This window comes from Kribbella sp. NPDC031520, from assembly GCF_055580825.1.
On the sequence record NZ_JBVIKS010000006.1, the window covers coordinates 335,930 to 350,471 of the forward strand.

Here is a 14,542-nt window from a genome sequence, read left to right on the forward strand (position 1 = left end):
TGTTCGGTGCTGAGCCGCTGCCCACGCAGCAGGAACCAGGCGGCCACCGCGGTCGCGAGCAGTACGACCGCACCGACACCGGAGTCAGAATCCGAGCAGGAAGAGCACTCCGGCGGCGAGCAGACCCAGTTCGACCAGTACGACGAAGACGCGGTCGCTGATCCGGCCGACGATCCGTTTGCCGAGCCAGGCTCCGGCCAGCGTCGCCGGGGTCAGTGCGGCGCCGTACACGAGGACCTGCCGGGTCAGCAGATCGCCTGCCCCGTACGCGGCGATCTTCGACAGGTGCATGGTCACGGCACTCGCGGCCTCGGTCCCGATGTACGCCGCCCTGGTCAGCCCGTACGCCAGGAAGAACGGCGCGGTGAGCGGCCCGACCGAACCGAGCAACGCGGACCCGAGACCGGATGCCGCGCCGACAACGGTGAACGTTCGGTCGCTGGGTTTGTGCGGGGTGCGCCGCAGGTGCCGCCAGATCACCACGATGATGAGGAACACGCCGAGACCACGCTTGAGTGCCGTCAGTGGCGCATGTGCGAGCAGCAGACCTCCTGCGATCGCGAGGGGAACCGCGCCCGCCGCGAACCAGCCGACCAGGCGCCAGCGGATCTCGTGCCAGTTGAGCCAGACGCGCGAGACGTTGCTGGTCAGTTGGGTGAGCGTGAGCATCGGCACCGCGACCCGCAGCCCGAAGAGCGCGGTGAAGACCGGTAGGAGCAGTACACCTCCGCCGAAGCCTGCCACCGCGGACACCATCGCCAGGACGAACGCCGCCGCCGACGCCACCGCGAGCGTCTCCCATCCACCGATCATCCGCACAGCCTGCCATCTCGCCGGATGTGACCTGCTGCACGGTGGTATCTCTCAGGGCGGTAGACTGGCGTCGTTTGAGGAGGGGAGTATCCCTCTCGGACCGGGCCCGCGTGGCGCCGGTCCGAAGCGGCAGCGTCGTCATCACGGGAGGCCTGGACGGCCGAACCGGTGCTGCCGGCCCGGAGTTCCTCCGGGTGGGAGAGACCTCCGGACCACGCTGCTGTCTGCCGACGTCCGGAGGTTTGTCATGGTTTCGGTCATGCCACCCGTTGTCTGGGTGCTGACGATCGCCGGGTTGCTCGCGATCGTCGCGTTCGACCTGGTCGTGATCGCCCGCCGGAACCACACCGTGTCGATCAAGGACGCCACCCGCTGGGTGCTGTTCTACGTCGGCCTCGCCGGGCTGTTCGCGGTCGGGCTGTTCGTGTTCAGCCCGGGGCAGTCGGGGAGCGAGTTCGTCGCGGGGTACATCACGGAGTACAGCCTCAGCGTCGACAACCTGTTCGTGTTCGTGATCATCATGGCGCGGTTCGCCGTACCGAGCCTCGCGCAGGACAAGGTGCTGTACATCGGCATCGTGGTGTCGATGCTGCTCCGGGCGATCTTCATCCTGGCCGGCGCGGCCGCGATCTCGGCGGCGAGCTGGGTGTTCTACATCTTCGGCGCGTTCCTGGTCTATACCGCCGTCCGCCTGGCGCTCGAGGGCGAGAACGACGAGTCCGACTTCCAGGAGAACGTCGTACTGCGGGGACTGCGCCGGGTGCTTCCGCTCTCGCACGACTACGACGGGGCGAACCTGGTCACCCGGACGAGCGGCAAGCCGCAACTGACGCCGCTGGTGATCGTGATCTCCGCGATCGGGATGGCGAACGTGATCTTCGCGCTCGACTCGATCCCGGCGATCTTCGGGCTCACCCAGGACGCGTACATCGTGCTGACCGCGAACGCGTTCGCGCTGATGGGTCTGCGGCAGCTGTACTTCCTGATCGGCGGCCTGCTGCAGCGGATCGTCTACCTGAACGTCGGCCTGTCGGTGATCCTCGCGTTCATCGGCGTGAAGCTGATCATCGAAGCGCTGCACGGCTCGCACATCGACGACATCGGCGCGATCCACCTGCCGGACATCGGCATCCTGACCTCGCTCGGCTTCATCGTCGGCACGCTGTTCGTCACCACGGTCGTCAGCCTCCTCAAAACCGCCCGCGACCACCGCCGAGAGGCCGTCCACGTCAAGTTCGACGACTGACCAGGCCGCCTTTCCGGAAACTAAACGGCGTCTGGCGCAGGATTCTTTCCGGAAACCTCGGCCGGGGCGCGCAGGCGCAGGTACAGCGCCGGGATCGGCAGCCAGATCAGCCCGGACGCGAGCAGCGCGCCGCGCAGGGACGTACGGCCGAGGGCGCCGAGCGGGGGACCGCCGACGACCTGACCGATCGCGTTCGCCTGCGACACCATCGAGAGTACGGTCGCCCGGGAGCGCGAGTCGATCTGCCGATTGAGCCAGCCGGACTCGATCGGGAACGTCACCACGTCGGCGACGGTGCGCAGCCACATCGCCGCGAGCACGAGCCAGAAGCGGCCGGTGAGGGCACACAGGAAGACCGCGACGAGGTGCAGAACGGCGAGCGTCGCCAGGATGCCGGCCGGATGCGACGCCAGCAGCCGGCCGGGGAACAACCGGGTGAGAGCGAGCGACGCGATCAGTGACAGCAACTGCCCGGCGAGCGCCAGGACCGTGAACCAGAACGCCGGGTCCGACGTACCGAACGCGGTCGGGAAGCTGAACGCGAGCAGCTTCACCGGCCACAACCGGTCGAACGCCTCGCTGGACAGTCCGGCGATCAGGCTGATCAGCACCAGAGTCCGAACGACGGGACGCTGCCGGGCGACGGCGACGCCGTGCTTGAGCAACTCCGCGAACTGCCGGAACGTCTCCCGCTCCGCCCGCGGCGTGCGGTGGAAGTTTTCCTCCCGCATGAACACGGACAGCGCGACCGCGAGCAGGATCATCCCGCCGGCGGAGATCACCATCGGCAACGGCACGCTGATCAGGCCGAGCGCGCCCGCGCTGACCGTACCGGCGAGCCGTCCGCCGATCCTGATCTGCTGCGTCCGTACGAACACCTGGCCGGCCCGTTCGGCGCCGATCTCGTCGGTGATCCAGGCCTGGTCGGCGCCGGAGGTGAAGGTGTAGCCGGCGCCCCACACGACCTGGGCCACCACGAGTGCGAGGAAGGTGGGGGACAGCGCCTGGAGCAGCAGCCCGGAGCCGATCAGGACGTAGCCGATCACGATCGAGAGCCGGCGGCTGTACAGGTCCGCGACGATGCCTGTGGGGATCTCGAGCAGGAAGCAGGTGAGCTCGAGGGTGGTCCCGATCAGGACGAGCTGGAGCGGGTTCAGTCCGGCGTCCCGGACGTAGTACACGGCGCTCAGCGTGAGGAAGAGTTCGAACAGGAACGACGAGGTGGTCTGGTAGACGTAGTACGTCCGCACAGGGTCGGCGGACCGGTAGAAGGACATGCGGTGCCCCCGAAAGCGTGCGTGGGCATGACGAAGCGCGACCCGAAGGTCGGACGCTTGACGTGACGCACGACGGCGACCCGGTGACGGGCCGCGGCGGTGCGCTTTCTCAGGAGCGGGTTCGCATGGCGATCAGGGTAGGGCAGTCGCGGCGCGTCCGCCTGCCGATAAGCCGCCTCCACCTCCGAATCGGAGGTACTATCGATAATGCCTGGCCCGGCCGTTCCCCCGTGATGGTCGGGTCAGGTTTTTCTTGTGGCGACCACTCTTCGGAGCTGCCACGATGCGGGGATGCTCAGTACGCCGCCGATCGACGCGTTCGGACTCGACCTCGATCGGCTGGAGCCGACGCGTGCTGGTGATGACGACTCGTTGGGGAACGGGAACTGGCATCTCTGGACGCGGAGTGGGGAGCATTACATCCTCCGGCGGTACCACGTGCTCCGCACCGAGGCGGACCTGACCTTCGAGACGCAGTTGCTCGACCATCTGACGGCGCGTGGGTGGACGGTGCCGGCTCAGGTTGCGGGGCCGGTGCGGTACGACGGGCGGTTGTGGGCGGTCACGCGGTTCGTGCCGGGGCGACCGCATACGGATGAGACGGTGCAGCAGCAGGTCGAGCGGGGTGAGCTGCTGGCGCGGTTGCACACCGACCTCTCCGACCTCTCCGGCGTCGACGTCGGAGCCCGTCCCGGCTTCTTCCGTACTGCGGACCTCGACGCGATGGGGGAGTTCCAGGGCTGGGACCGCGGCGTCCAGCTGCTCCGCGAACGGCGCCCCGATCTGGCGGACCGAGCGGTGCACGCGATGGAGCAGACCAAGCAGCTCGTGATCGAGCACGACCTGCTCAACCTCCCGCAGACGATCGTGCACGGCGACTTCGCGAGCTGGAACGTGCACTTCGACGACGACGGGACGTTCGCTGGCGTGATCGACTTCGACCTGGCGCACCCGGACAGCCGCGCCTGGGAGTTCGTCATCGCGCGGGTGCATCGGGCGCCCGGACTCGTCGACGGTTACCAGCGCGCGACGCCGTACCCGCTGACCGACCGGGAGCTGGCTGCGATCGCGCCGTTGCAGGTTGTGCTGCACGTGCTGATGGTGATGGCCGGGCTCTGGGACGGGCAGCAGAGCGGCCGCTTCGACGAGGCGATGATCACCCGGCACCTGACCGCGGCCGGGTCTTGACACAGGCCGTCGAGGCCGGGTTGACTTCCATATAGTTAACCGAAGAAATAAATTCGGCAGAGGCCCGGTGCCGGCGGCTCAGAACGACCCCGGGCTCTGCTGAGGTACGCCCGGATCCGATCGCAGGCCATCGGATCATTCGGCGTTGGGTGGCCCATCGTTGCTAGCAGCAACCTCGAAAACCCCTTGCCTGCAAGGGATCTGAGCACCTCGGTCACCTTCCGGTATCGACACCGGGGAGAACTCTTCCGCTCCGCCAGGGTTGTGTGTCATCCTCCGGGATAGCGAAACCCGAGATCCTATCGGATATCGGTTCCACTCCAGCGCGTGAGGGAAAGGAAGCGGAGTGAGCGCAACCTTCGAGGTGAAACAGGCGCCACCGTCGCCGGCACCACGGGCGGCGGAAGCGGCCCGGAAACCACCGCGAACGTCTCGCCGGACGCAGGCCCGGCGCAGTCTGCGGCGGCACTGGCAGCTCTACCTGCTGGTCGTCCTACCGCTCGCGTACTTCGTGATCTTCAAGTACATCCCGATCGCGAACGCGGTGATCGCGTTCAAGGACTACAGCCCAGTACGAGGCCCGTGGGGGAGCCCGTGGGTCGGGTTCAAGAACTTCGAACTGTTCTTCCAGAACCCGGTGTTCTGGACCCTGGTGAAGAACACGTTCCTGCTCTCGGTCTACACCGTGCTGGCGAGCTTCCCGATCCCGATCGTGCTGGCGATCGCGCTGAACGAGATCCGCAACGGCCGGTTCAAGAAGACCGTCCAGCTGGTCACGTACGCGCCGTACTTCATCTCCACCGTGGTCGTGGTCTCGATGACGATCCTGGTGCTGTCGCCGCGGCTCGGGTTCGTCAACGACGCGATCGGGCTGTTCGGCGTACCGCAGATCGACTTCCTGGGTAACCCCAACTACTTCCGGCACATCTACGTCTGGTCGGACGTCTGGCAGACCACCGGATACTCCGCGGTGATCTACCTGGCCGCGCTGGCCGGGATCGACCCGGCGCTGCACGAGTCGGCCCGGATCGACGGCGCCAGTCGGCTGCAGCGGATCCGGCACGTCGACCTGCCGGGCATCATGCCGACAGCGGTGATCATCCTGGTGCTCGGCGTCGGCAACATCATGTCGATCGGGTTCGAGAAGGCGTTCCTGCTGCAGAACCCGCTGAACACCGCGCAGTCCGAGATCATCGCCACCTACGTGTACAAGACCGGTCTGCTGAACGCCGACTTCAGCATGGCGACAGCGATCGGGCTGTTCAACTCGGTGATCAACCTCTTCCTGCTGCTCGGCGTGAACTTCGCCGCCAAGCGCATCACCGGAAACGGACTCTGGTCATGAGCGTTACCTTGCAAGGATTCCGGCGTACCACCGCGCCCAGGTCGGAACGCACCACGATCGAGGAGACACGGACCGACAAGATCTTCCTGACCGGCGTGAAGATCATGCTCTGGCTGGCGCTGATCATGGTCGCGGTCCCGCTGATCTACATCGTCGCGAACTCGTTCAGCAGCCCGTCCGCGGTGAGCGCCGGCAAGGTGCTGCTCTGGCCGGTCGAGCCGAGCATCAAGGCGTACAAGGAGGCCTTCAGTGATCCGCTGATCATGAAGGGCTACCTGAACTCGTTCATCTACGCGATCAGCGGCACCCTGATCAGCGTCACGCTGACGATCGCGATCGCGTACCCGCTGTCGCGCCGGACGTTCTTCGGCCGGAACGTGATCATGAGCGTGCTGATCTTCACGATGCTGTTCTCCGGCGGCCTGATCCCGACGTACCTGGTGGTCCAGGACCTCGGGATGCTGAACACTCGCTGGGCGATGGTGATCCCGAGCGCGATCGGGGTCTGGCAGGTGATCATCGCGCGGACGTTCTTCCGCTCGACGATCCCGGACGAGCTCTACGAGGCGGCGACGATCGACGGCGCGAGCGACCTGCGGTTCCTGTGGTCGATCGTGCTGCCGCTGTCCAAGCCGGTGATCGCGGTGATCGCGCTGATGTACGCGATCTTCCAGTGGAACAGCTACTTCGACGCACTGATCTACCTGAAGGACCCCGGCCTGTACCCGCTGCAGATCGTGCTGCGGAACGTACTGATCCTGAACACCCTCACCGGGTCCACCACCACGACGAATCTGGCCCAGCAGCTCGAACAGCAACAGCTGGCCAACGTCCTCAAGTACGCGCTCATCGTCATCTCGAGCCTGCCCGTACTCGTCATCTACCCGTTCGTCGCCCGCCACTTCACCAAGGGCGTGATGGTCGGCGCGGTCAAGGGCTAGTCAGCCTTTTCAGAAGGGAAACAGCAATGCGCTCATCCGTGAGCAAGGTCGTCGCACTGGCAGCAGCCGGCGCGCTCGCCCTGGCAGCCTGCAGCTCGGACAAGTCGTCCAAAGGTGCGGCGAACGAGACCACGTCCGACGGCAAGGTGGTCATCGACACCTTTACGCCGTCGGACCAGAGCACCAACCTGGAGACCAACGCGGTCACCAAGATCATCAGCGACAAGTTCAAGATCCAGTTCCGCTGGCAGACCACGACGTACGACGCCGGCCCGGCCAAGGAGAAGCGCCAGATCGCACTGGCCAGCGGCGACTACCCGGACCTGTTCTTCCTGATCCCGTGGGTCGACGCGTTCACCCAGGCCGAGGTGCTGAAGCTCGGCCAGCAGGGCGTCGCCGTACCGCTCGAGGACCTGATCAAGCAGAACGCGCCGAACATCCAGAAGGTGCTGGACTCCAAGAAGGAGTACAAGGAGATGGCGACCGCGCCCGACGGTCACATCTACGCGCTCCCGCAGTGGGCGGACTGCTTCCACTGCACGTACCCGGACAAGCTGTGGATCAACAGCGCCTGGCTGAAGAAGCTCGGCCTGCAGGTGCCGAAGACCACCGACGACCTGCGCAAGGTGCTCGAGGCGTTCAAGACCAAGGACCCGAACGGCAACGGCAAGGCCGACGAGATCCCGATGACCACCGACGTCCAGGACAGCAGCCTGATCGCGTACCTGATGAACGCGTTCGCGTACGACCCGGTCGGCGCCAACAACGGCGTACGGTCGCTGCTCACGCTGAACGGCGACAAGGTCGTCACGCCGGTGACGTCGGACCAGTGGAAGGAAGGCCTGAAGTACATCCACGGCCTGTACAAGGACGGGCTGATCGACCAGGCCGCGTTCACCCAGAACGCGCAGGCGTTGCAGGCCCAGGGCAACAATCCGAAGGCCGTCGTACTGGGCTCCGTCCCGGTGCTGTGGCCGGGCATCTTCGTCCAGCTGGATTCGAAGGACGGGCGGGACAAGCAGTACGACTCCGTGCCGCCGCTGACCGGTCCGGAGGGTAAGAGCTACACCGGGTACAACCACCCGACCTCGACCGGGTACACGTTCATGCTGACCAACAAGGCCAGCAAGGAGGCCCAGGTCGCGGCGATCAAGATGCTCGACTGGATCTACACCGACGAGGGCCAGGAGATCACGAACATGGGTCCGGAGGGCGTCGGCTGGACCAAGCCGGGCCCCGGTGACGTCGCGCTCGACGCCAGCACCAAGCCGCTGTACAAGCCGGTCCAGAACGCGCCGAAGAACATCAGCTGGGGCGCGCTCGGTCAGTACAACAACACGCTCGCCTTCCGGAACGCGCAGGTGACGCCGAAGGACATCTACACCGGCGCCGGCCTGGAGCGACGGCTGTGGGAGGCGACCAAGCAGTACGAAGGGCATGTCGACAAGTCGCAGTGGTTCCCACAGTCGTTCATGTGGCCGGACCCGAGCCTGAGCGGTGAGATCGCCACGCTGCAGACCAACCTGAACACGTACGTGAACCAGAACCAGCTGGCCTTCATCACCGGGTCGAAGAACATCGACACCGACTGGGACGCGTACGTGAAGGGGCTCGACAGTACCGGCATGCCGCGGTACCTGCAGATCAACCAGCAGGCGTACGACAAGTACAAGAGCGGGTCGAAGTAGTGTCCGACCTCCTGTGGTTCCGCAGCCCCGCACCGGACTGGTTCGAGGCGTTGCCGTTGGGCAACGGGCACCTCGGCGCAAAGGTGTACGGCCGGGTTCTTGACGAGCGGATTGCCCTGAACCTCGACGATGTGTGGTCCGGAGACGGGCCGCAGACGTTGACCGTCCCGGACGGGCCGGCGGTGCTGGCCGACGTACGGCGGTTGCTGCTGGACGACGGTGATCGGCTGGCGGCGACCGAGCGGACGCGGGCGCTGCAGGGGCCGTTGGTCGAGTCGTACCAGCCGTTGGCGGATCTGGTGATCTCTGCCGGGGCTGGTCAGGCTGTCGACTACAGGAGGAGTTTGGATCTGCGGACTGGGATCGCCGCCGTCGACTACACCGTCGACGGCGTGCGGTTCCGGCGCGAGGCGTACGTGTCGGCGCCGGACCAGGTGCTGGTCTGGACGATGATTGCCGACAATCCTGTTGTTGACCTTCTGATCGGGTTGGAGAGTCAGCATCCGGTGCGTCCTGTGGTTGCTGAGGGCACCTATCGGGTCGTTGGGCGGGCGCCTTCGGAGCTGACGATCGAGTACCGGCAGTCGCCTGATCCGGTGCGGTACGAGGAGGGGCGGGGGATCGGGTTCGGCGTCGCGTTGCGGGTCTTCGCCGACGGGGCGGTGACGACGTCCGTCGCGGGCGTTGAGGTGCGTGGGGCGTCGCGGGTGACGGTGGTGCTCGCGGCGGCGAGTACGTTCGCCGGGTGGTCCGTGCCACCGGGCCGCGATCCCCACGTCGCGTTCGACGAAGCGGTCGCCACCCTGGATTCGGTTGCCACGTTGGATGCGGTTGGCGCGCCCGCGGCGGCCGGGCCGGATTCGGTTGCCGTGGACAAGGTTCGGACGCGGCATGTGGAGGACCACGTGTCGTTGTACGACCGGGCGTCGCTGGAGCTCGGGAGGATTGTCGACAATCCGACGGACGAACGGCTGCGCGCGGTCGCCGCCGGGGCCAGTGACCCGGATCTGGTCGCGCTGATGTTCAACCACGGGAGGTACCTGCTGATGGCGTCCTCGCGCCCGGGGACGCAGGCCGCCAACCTGCAGGGCATCTGGAACCAGGACCGGCGCCCGATGTGGGCGAGCGACTGGACCAACAACATCAACACCCAGATGAACTACTGGCTCGCCGACCTCACCGGGCTGAGCGAGTGCTTCGACCCGCTGACCGACCTGCTCGAAGGACTGGCCGAATCCGGCGCGGAGACGGCACGGATCCTGTACGACGCACCGGGATGGGTCGCACACCACAACGCCGACATCTGGCGCGCGACCTGGCCCGTCGGCGAAGGCGGCGACGACCCGGTCTGGGCGATGTGCGCGACGTGCGGCGTGTGGCTGACGGCGCATCTGATGGAGCACTACCGGTTCACGCTGGACGCCGAGTTCCTGCGCGAACGGGCGTATCCGCTGATCGCGGGCGCCGCCGAGTTCATGCTGTCGATGCTGGTCGAGGACCGGGACGGCGTACTGCAGTTCATTCCTTCCACCGCGCCGGAACATCACTTCGTCCTGCCGTCGGGTGCGAAGGCGTCGGTCGATCTCACGTCGACGTACGACATCTGGCTGATCCGCGAGCTGTTCGCGAACCTGGCCGAGGCGGAGTCCGTGCTCGGGCTGTCGTCGGAGCTGGCCGCGCGGGCCTCGGCTGCTCGCGATCGGTTGCCGGCGGTGCCGGTGACGCCGGACGGGCGGTTGTACGAATGGCCGACGGACTGGGAGCCGTCCGAAGTACATCATCGGCATCAGTCGCATCTGTACGGGTTGTATCCGGGCGCGGAGATCGATCCGGTGCGTACGCCGTCGTGGGCCGCGGCGGCTCGCGCTTCGCTGGTACGCCGTACGGACGGTGCTGTGAACGGCGGGTGGACCGCGGCGTGGTTGGTGGCGTTGTGGGCGCGGCTGCTCGAGCCGTCGCGGGCGGTCGCGGTGATCCAGGACTACCTGAGCCGCTTGGTGTCGGACAACCTGATGTCGCGGGACGGCGACATCTTCCAGATCGACGCGAACTTCGGGATGACCGGATGTCTTCCGGAGTTGCTGCTGCAGAGCCACACCGACGTGATCCGCGTACTGCCCGCGCTGCCGGCCGAGTGGCCGGACGGGTCGTTCCGCGGGCTCCGGGCGCGGGGCGGCCTGACGTTCGACGTGTCCTGGCGCGAAGGGAAGCTGACTGAGGCCGTCGTACGGGCGACACACGCCGGGACGTACCGGATCGCGCTGCCGTCCGGGGAGCGGATCGTCACGCTCGCGGCGGGCCAGCAGCTGGACCTGGTTAGGTGACCCTAACTAATCTTGTGTAGGGTCTGCGGTTGTGAGGAAGCTGATCGGGATTGTTGCCTCGGCCACCCTACTTGTGCTGGCCGGATGTGGTGGTGGAGACACCAAGAGCGCGGACACCGGCGTCGGTGACAAGGAAGTCGCGACCGGCGGGCGATTGTTCAAGACCGCCGACGCCGAGACCGCCAAGCTCGGTTCGGATGCCGCACCCGGCGTGTTCCCGCGGACCGTGAAGGGCGCGCTCGGCTCGGTACAGCTCGAGAAGAAGCCGTCGCGGATCGTCGTACTCGACAGCGGCGAGCTGGACGACGTACTCGCGCTCGGCATCACGCCGGTCGGAATGGCGACGACCGCAGGGCAGAACGGCGTACCGTCGTATCTCGCCGACAAGGCGCAGGGCATCAAGACCGTCGGCGGGATCAGCGAACTCAACCTCGAGGCGATCGCCGCGCTCAAGCCCGACCTGATCCTCGGCAGCAAACTGCGCGCGAACGACCTGTACGCGAAACTCAGCGCGATCGCGCCGACCGTTTTCAGCATCCGGCCCGGGTTCCCGTGGAAGGAGAACTTCCTGCTGGTCGCGGACGCGGTCGGCGAGGAGACCAAGGCGACGTCGATCCTGAACGGCTACCAGGCGCGGGCGAACGACGTGAAGAAGAAGGTGGAAGGCTCGCCGACGATCTCGCTCGTGCGGTTCCGTCCGGGGGAGATCCGGCTGTACGGGAACCTGTCGTTCATCGGCGTCATCCTGAAGGACATCGGACTGCCCCGCCCGAAGATCCAGGACGTCCAGGACCTCGCCGTCGGGGTCTCCCAGGAGAACATCGGCCAGGCCGCCGGCGACTGGATCTTCTACTCCAGCTACGGCAAACCCGACACCACCGACGAGAACAAGGTCGTCAACGGCGCCCTGTGGAAGTCACTACCCGCCGTGAAGGCAGGCAAGTCCGCACGCGTGGACGACGAGGTCTGGTTCCTCGGCCTCGGCCCCATCGGCGCCATGGACGTCCTCTCCGACCTGGAAAAACTCCTAGGCCCCAAGGGCTGACGTACCGGCTTTGAGGTCGAGGCCGATGCCGGATGGGGTGAGAAGGGTCAGCTGGTCGTGGTCGATGGTGTAGGCGACCGCGGGCCCGAGAGTGGCGAGGATTGCCGACTGCAGCGGAGCGATTTCGGCTGAGCAGGGGCGGTCGGTGATGGTGACGTCGGTGAAGGTCAGTTCGGTGTTGTTGCGGGTGAAGCTGCCCGAGAGTTCGTTGCATCCGGTCCAGCCGGTGAGGCGTCCGCCGTCGAAGCTGATCCACGCCCGCCCGGCGAGCTGGAAGCCTTGCCGCATGTCGGCGTTGCTGATCATGGTGACGACTTTCCACCGGATCCGGTCGAGCGGGAAGTCCGGTTCGGCGATCTTCTGGTCCAGCAGTGTGATCGTCGTACCACCTGAGGTAAGAGTGAGCTCGTCGCCGTCCAGCCGCCAGGACGGTCGGCTCGTCAGGAACGTCGTCAACCAGTCCTCCTGGTCCCGGAGCGGCGGCCGGCAGCCGACCGCGGTGCTGCCGAGCCCGGTGATCGACAGGGTCCCGTCGGTCAGCAGTTCGCCGGCCGCGACGGCCGCGCCCATGCGGTTACAACCACAATGCGCTCGCACGACGTCCCACACCCGCGGCTCGCCCTCGTTCTCGTTGGGCACTCGCGCGAACTCGAGCCGGATGCGCGTGTTCGGTACCAGCTCCTTGGCTTGGCCGTCCTCAGTGACTGCGGTGGACACGTACGCCTTGCCCAGCGGCTCGACGGTGGATCCGTCCAGCACCGCGATCTCGGATTTGAACTCGCGGAGTCGGTCCAGGAGTACGTCCGGTCCGCCCGCCGCCTGGTCCTGGATACCCGATCGATGCAGCGTCAGGCTGCCGTCCCGGTCGACGCGGATGATCGTGCTGGCTCCGTAGGCGGCGACCGGCGTACGTCGGTCGTCGGCATCGATGATCACCGTGTCGCCCGGGAACTGCGCACGGGCTTCGGCGGCCGAGGCGGCCGGAACTTCGCCGGTTCGGTTGGCGCTACTTCCGTACAGGAAGGGGTGGCTCTCCCACAAGAACCCCAGTGCAACCCAGAATCCGTCGAAGAACAGCACCCAGCCGTCATCGATTGCCGGCGCCAGCCACTCCGGCATCGTCTGGTCCGACCGGATCGGCGCCAGTACGGAGATCCGCTCGGCGAGAGCGAAGTCGACCATGGCGAGGGCGTCGGTCCGCAGCTCGAGGTACCTGAACAGCTGGTCGTGTGCCGCTTCGCTGTGGACCGAGATCCCGACCGGCCGGTCGATGGGGCGGCCCTTCAGGAGATTCACCGCTCGGGCATCGCGGGCCACCACGCCGTACGTCATCGGACTGGGGTTGGTCACGACGACAGCCCCACCGCCACGCAGCACCTCGATCGCGTGCAGCTGCGCGCGCTCGAACTCCGGTAGATCCATCACCGACATCCTTCAAGTATCAGCCGGGCGGTCGAGCCTGGCTTGCTCATGACACCGGGAGCAGGCCTCGTTCGGCGAAGACCTTCTTTGCCACGGCGATCGCGTTGATCGCGCGGGGGAACCCGGCGTATCCGAGGGTGTGGATGAACGTCTCGACGATCTGTTCGGGGGTGAGGCCAACGTTGAGAGAGGTCCGCACGTGGACCTCCAGTTCGGGTTCGCAACCGCCTAGTGCGGCGAGGATGCCGAGGGTGATCAGTTGCCGTTGCTGCGGGACGAGGGCCGGCCGGGAGTAGATGTCGCCGAAGCCGAACGCGACGATGTGGTGCGCGAGCGCCGGCGCGATGTCGCCGAGGCTGTCCATGACCGCGGGGGCGCCGCCGCCGTCGATGCTGTTCAGTACCTCGATGCCGCGCTCGTACCGCGCCTGTTCCGCCGGGCTGTTGATATCAGGAGCTGCCATACCCGCGACGCTAACGCGGGAGCGGGTCGGAGACGTCCAGCGGTAGCGAACCGTTCGTCCCGGCCGTATCGGCCTTGACCAGGCCCCAACCGGTGGTCATGGTCGAATGTTTCAGTCCTCCACCCGGCCGCGGTTCGTGACCGGGACGTGCGGCGCGCAGCGGGCGACCGCGGTGGCGAGTTCGTCGTACGGCAGGGTGCGGCCGAGAATCTCGTGGGTGCCGGGCCACGGGCAGGACGGGCCCCAGGCCTTCGTACTGCGGGGGAGGGCGGCCTCGTCGAGCAGCATCACGACCAGCCGTGGCTCCCAGGTCTCCTCGCCGGCGTCGTCGACCTCGTGGCGTTCCACGCGGCACACGCCGCGGACCTCGCTCCACGGGATCGTGCGCGGCTGATCGCCGCCGAGGTAGATCCCAGTATTGTCAACTGTCAACAATACGTCGTCGGCGTCCTCCTCGTGGCGTTCCTCGAGCGCGGTGATCGCGCCGACCAGGAGCAGGATCGGCAGGCCGACGGCGAAGATCAGCGGCGTTCCGCCCCAGCTCAGCCAGACGGCTTCGAGTGGTCCGCGGATCGAGGCGCCGCGGATCGTCTGCACCACAACGATCCCCAGCGTCAGCAGCACCATCGCGCCGAACACCGCGGTGCCGAGCGCGAGCGCGGTCTTCGTCGTACCGAGGCCGTGGCGCTTCACGACGAACGGCTCGGTGGTCTGCGCTGACATACCGGCATTGTGGGCAATGTCCGCCGAAGGCACCAGGGTTCTCACCGATTCCTCATCATTCCGGTGC

At 66.7% G+C, this 14,542-nt stretch carries 12 protein-coding genes; 7 read left to right on the forward strand and 5 right to left on the reverse strand.

Features of this window, described 5'->3' with window-relative positions; translation table 11 throughout:
• Positions 1–84 precede the first annotated feature (84 nt).
• Positions 85–813, reverse strand: a complete 729-nt coding sequence (locus ACZ5BU_RS30595) for a sulfite exporter TauE/SafE family protein (RefSeq protein ID WP_465703901.1) — start codon at positions 811–813, stop codon at positions 85–87.
• 259 nt (positions 814–1,072) lie between these two features.
• Between ACZ5BU_RS30595 and ACZ5BU_RS30600 the strand changes: the two genes are divergently transcribed.
• Positions 1,073–2,059, forward strand: a complete 987-nt coding sequence (locus ACZ5BU_RS30600) for a TerC/Alx family metal homeostasis membrane protein (protein WP_465703902.1) — start codon at positions 1,073–1,075, stop codon at positions 2,057–2,059.
• A gap of 20 nt (positions 2,060–2,079) precedes the next feature.
• On the opposite strand, the gene ACZ5BU_RS30605 is transcribed toward ACZ5BU_RS30600, so the two are convergent.
• On the reverse strand, positions 2,080–3,336 hold the full coding sequence (locus ACZ5BU_RS30605) for an MFS transporter (protein ID WP_465703903.1): 1,257 nt from the start codon (positions 3,334–3,336) through the stop codon (positions 2,080–2,082).
• Between the two features lie 291 nt (positions 3,337–3,627).
• On the opposite strand from ACZ5BU_RS30605, the gene ACZ5BU_RS30610 reads away from it, so the two are divergent.
• The 6 genes from ACZ5BU_RS30610 (at position 3,628) to ACZ5BU_RS30635 (ending at position 11,867) form a co-directional block, all read left to right on the forward strand.
• Entirely contained in the window at positions 3,628–4,524 is an 897-nt protein-coding gene (locus tag ACZ5BU_RS30610; RefSeq protein WP_465703904.1) for a phosphotransferase enzyme family protein, read from the forward strand.
• A gap of 346 nt (positions 4,525–4,870) precedes the next feature.
• Complete coding sequence (locus tag ACZ5BU_RS30615) at positions 4,871–5,869, forward strand: ABC transporter permease (protein ID WP_465703905.1); 999 nt, start codon at positions 4,871–4,873, stop codon at positions 5,867–5,869.
• On the forward strand, positions 5,866–6,810 hold the full coding sequence (locus tag ACZ5BU_RS30620; RefSeq protein WP_465703906.1) for a carbohydrate ABC transporter permease: 945 nt from the start codon (positions 5,866–5,868) through the stop codon (positions 6,808–6,810). The genes ACZ5BU_RS30615 and ACZ5BU_RS30620 overlap by 4 nt, the downstream gene beginning before the upstream one ends.
• A 26-nt stretch (positions 6,811–6,836) precedes the next feature.
• Positions 6,837–8,498 carry a type 2 periplasmic-binding domain-containing protein gene (locus ACZ5BU_RS30625; RefSeq protein ID WP_465703907.1) on the forward strand — a complete coding sequence of 554 codons (1,662 nt, stop codon included), beginning with the start codon at positions 6,837–6,839 and terminating at the stop codon, positions 8,496–8,498.
• The gene (locus tag ACZ5BU_RS30630; RefSeq protein WP_465703908.1) at positions 8,498–10,822 is read left to right on the forward strand and encodes a glycoside hydrolase family 95 protein; all 2,325 of its coding nucleotides are present in this window, start codon (positions 8,498–8,500) and stop codon (positions 10,820–10,822) included. The genes ACZ5BU_RS30625 and ACZ5BU_RS30630 overlap by 1 nt, the downstream gene beginning before the upstream one ends.
• Positions 10,823–10,853: 31 nt before the next feature.
• Positions 10,854–11,867, forward strand: coding sequence for an ABC transporter substrate-binding protein (locus ACZ5BU_RS30635; RefSeq protein ID WP_465703909.1), 1,014 nt, complete (start codon positions 10,854–10,856; stop codon positions 11,865–11,867).
• Here ACZ5BU_RS30635 and ACZ5BU_RS30640 read toward each other — a convergent pair.
• The 3 genes from ACZ5BU_RS30640 to ACZ5BU_RS30650 all read right to left on the reverse strand — a co-directional run bounded on the left by ACZ5BU_RS30640 (position 11,850) and on the right by ACZ5BU_RS30650 (position 14,475).
• Positions 11,850–13,289, reverse strand: a complete 1,440-nt coding sequence (locus tag ACZ5BU_RS30640) for an META domain-containing protein (protein ID WP_465703910.1) — start codon at positions 13,287–13,289, stop codon at positions 11,850–11,852. The two genes, ACZ5BU_RS30635 and ACZ5BU_RS30640, sit on opposite strands and share 18 nt — an antisense overlap.
• Positions 13,290–13,335: 46 nt before the next feature.
• The gene (locus tag ACZ5BU_RS30645; RefSeq protein WP_465703911.1) at positions 13,336–13,752 is read right to left on the reverse strand and encodes a carboxymuconolactone decarboxylase family protein; all 417 of its coding nucleotides are present in this window, start codon (positions 13,750–13,752) and stop codon (positions 13,336–13,338) included.
• Between the two features lie 111 nt (positions 13,753–13,863).
• Entirely contained in the window at positions 13,864–14,475 is a 612-nt protein-coding gene (locus ACZ5BU_RS30650) for a hypothetical protein (RefSeq protein WP_465703912.1), read from the reverse strand.
• Positions 14,476–14,542: the final 67 nt, after the last annotated feature.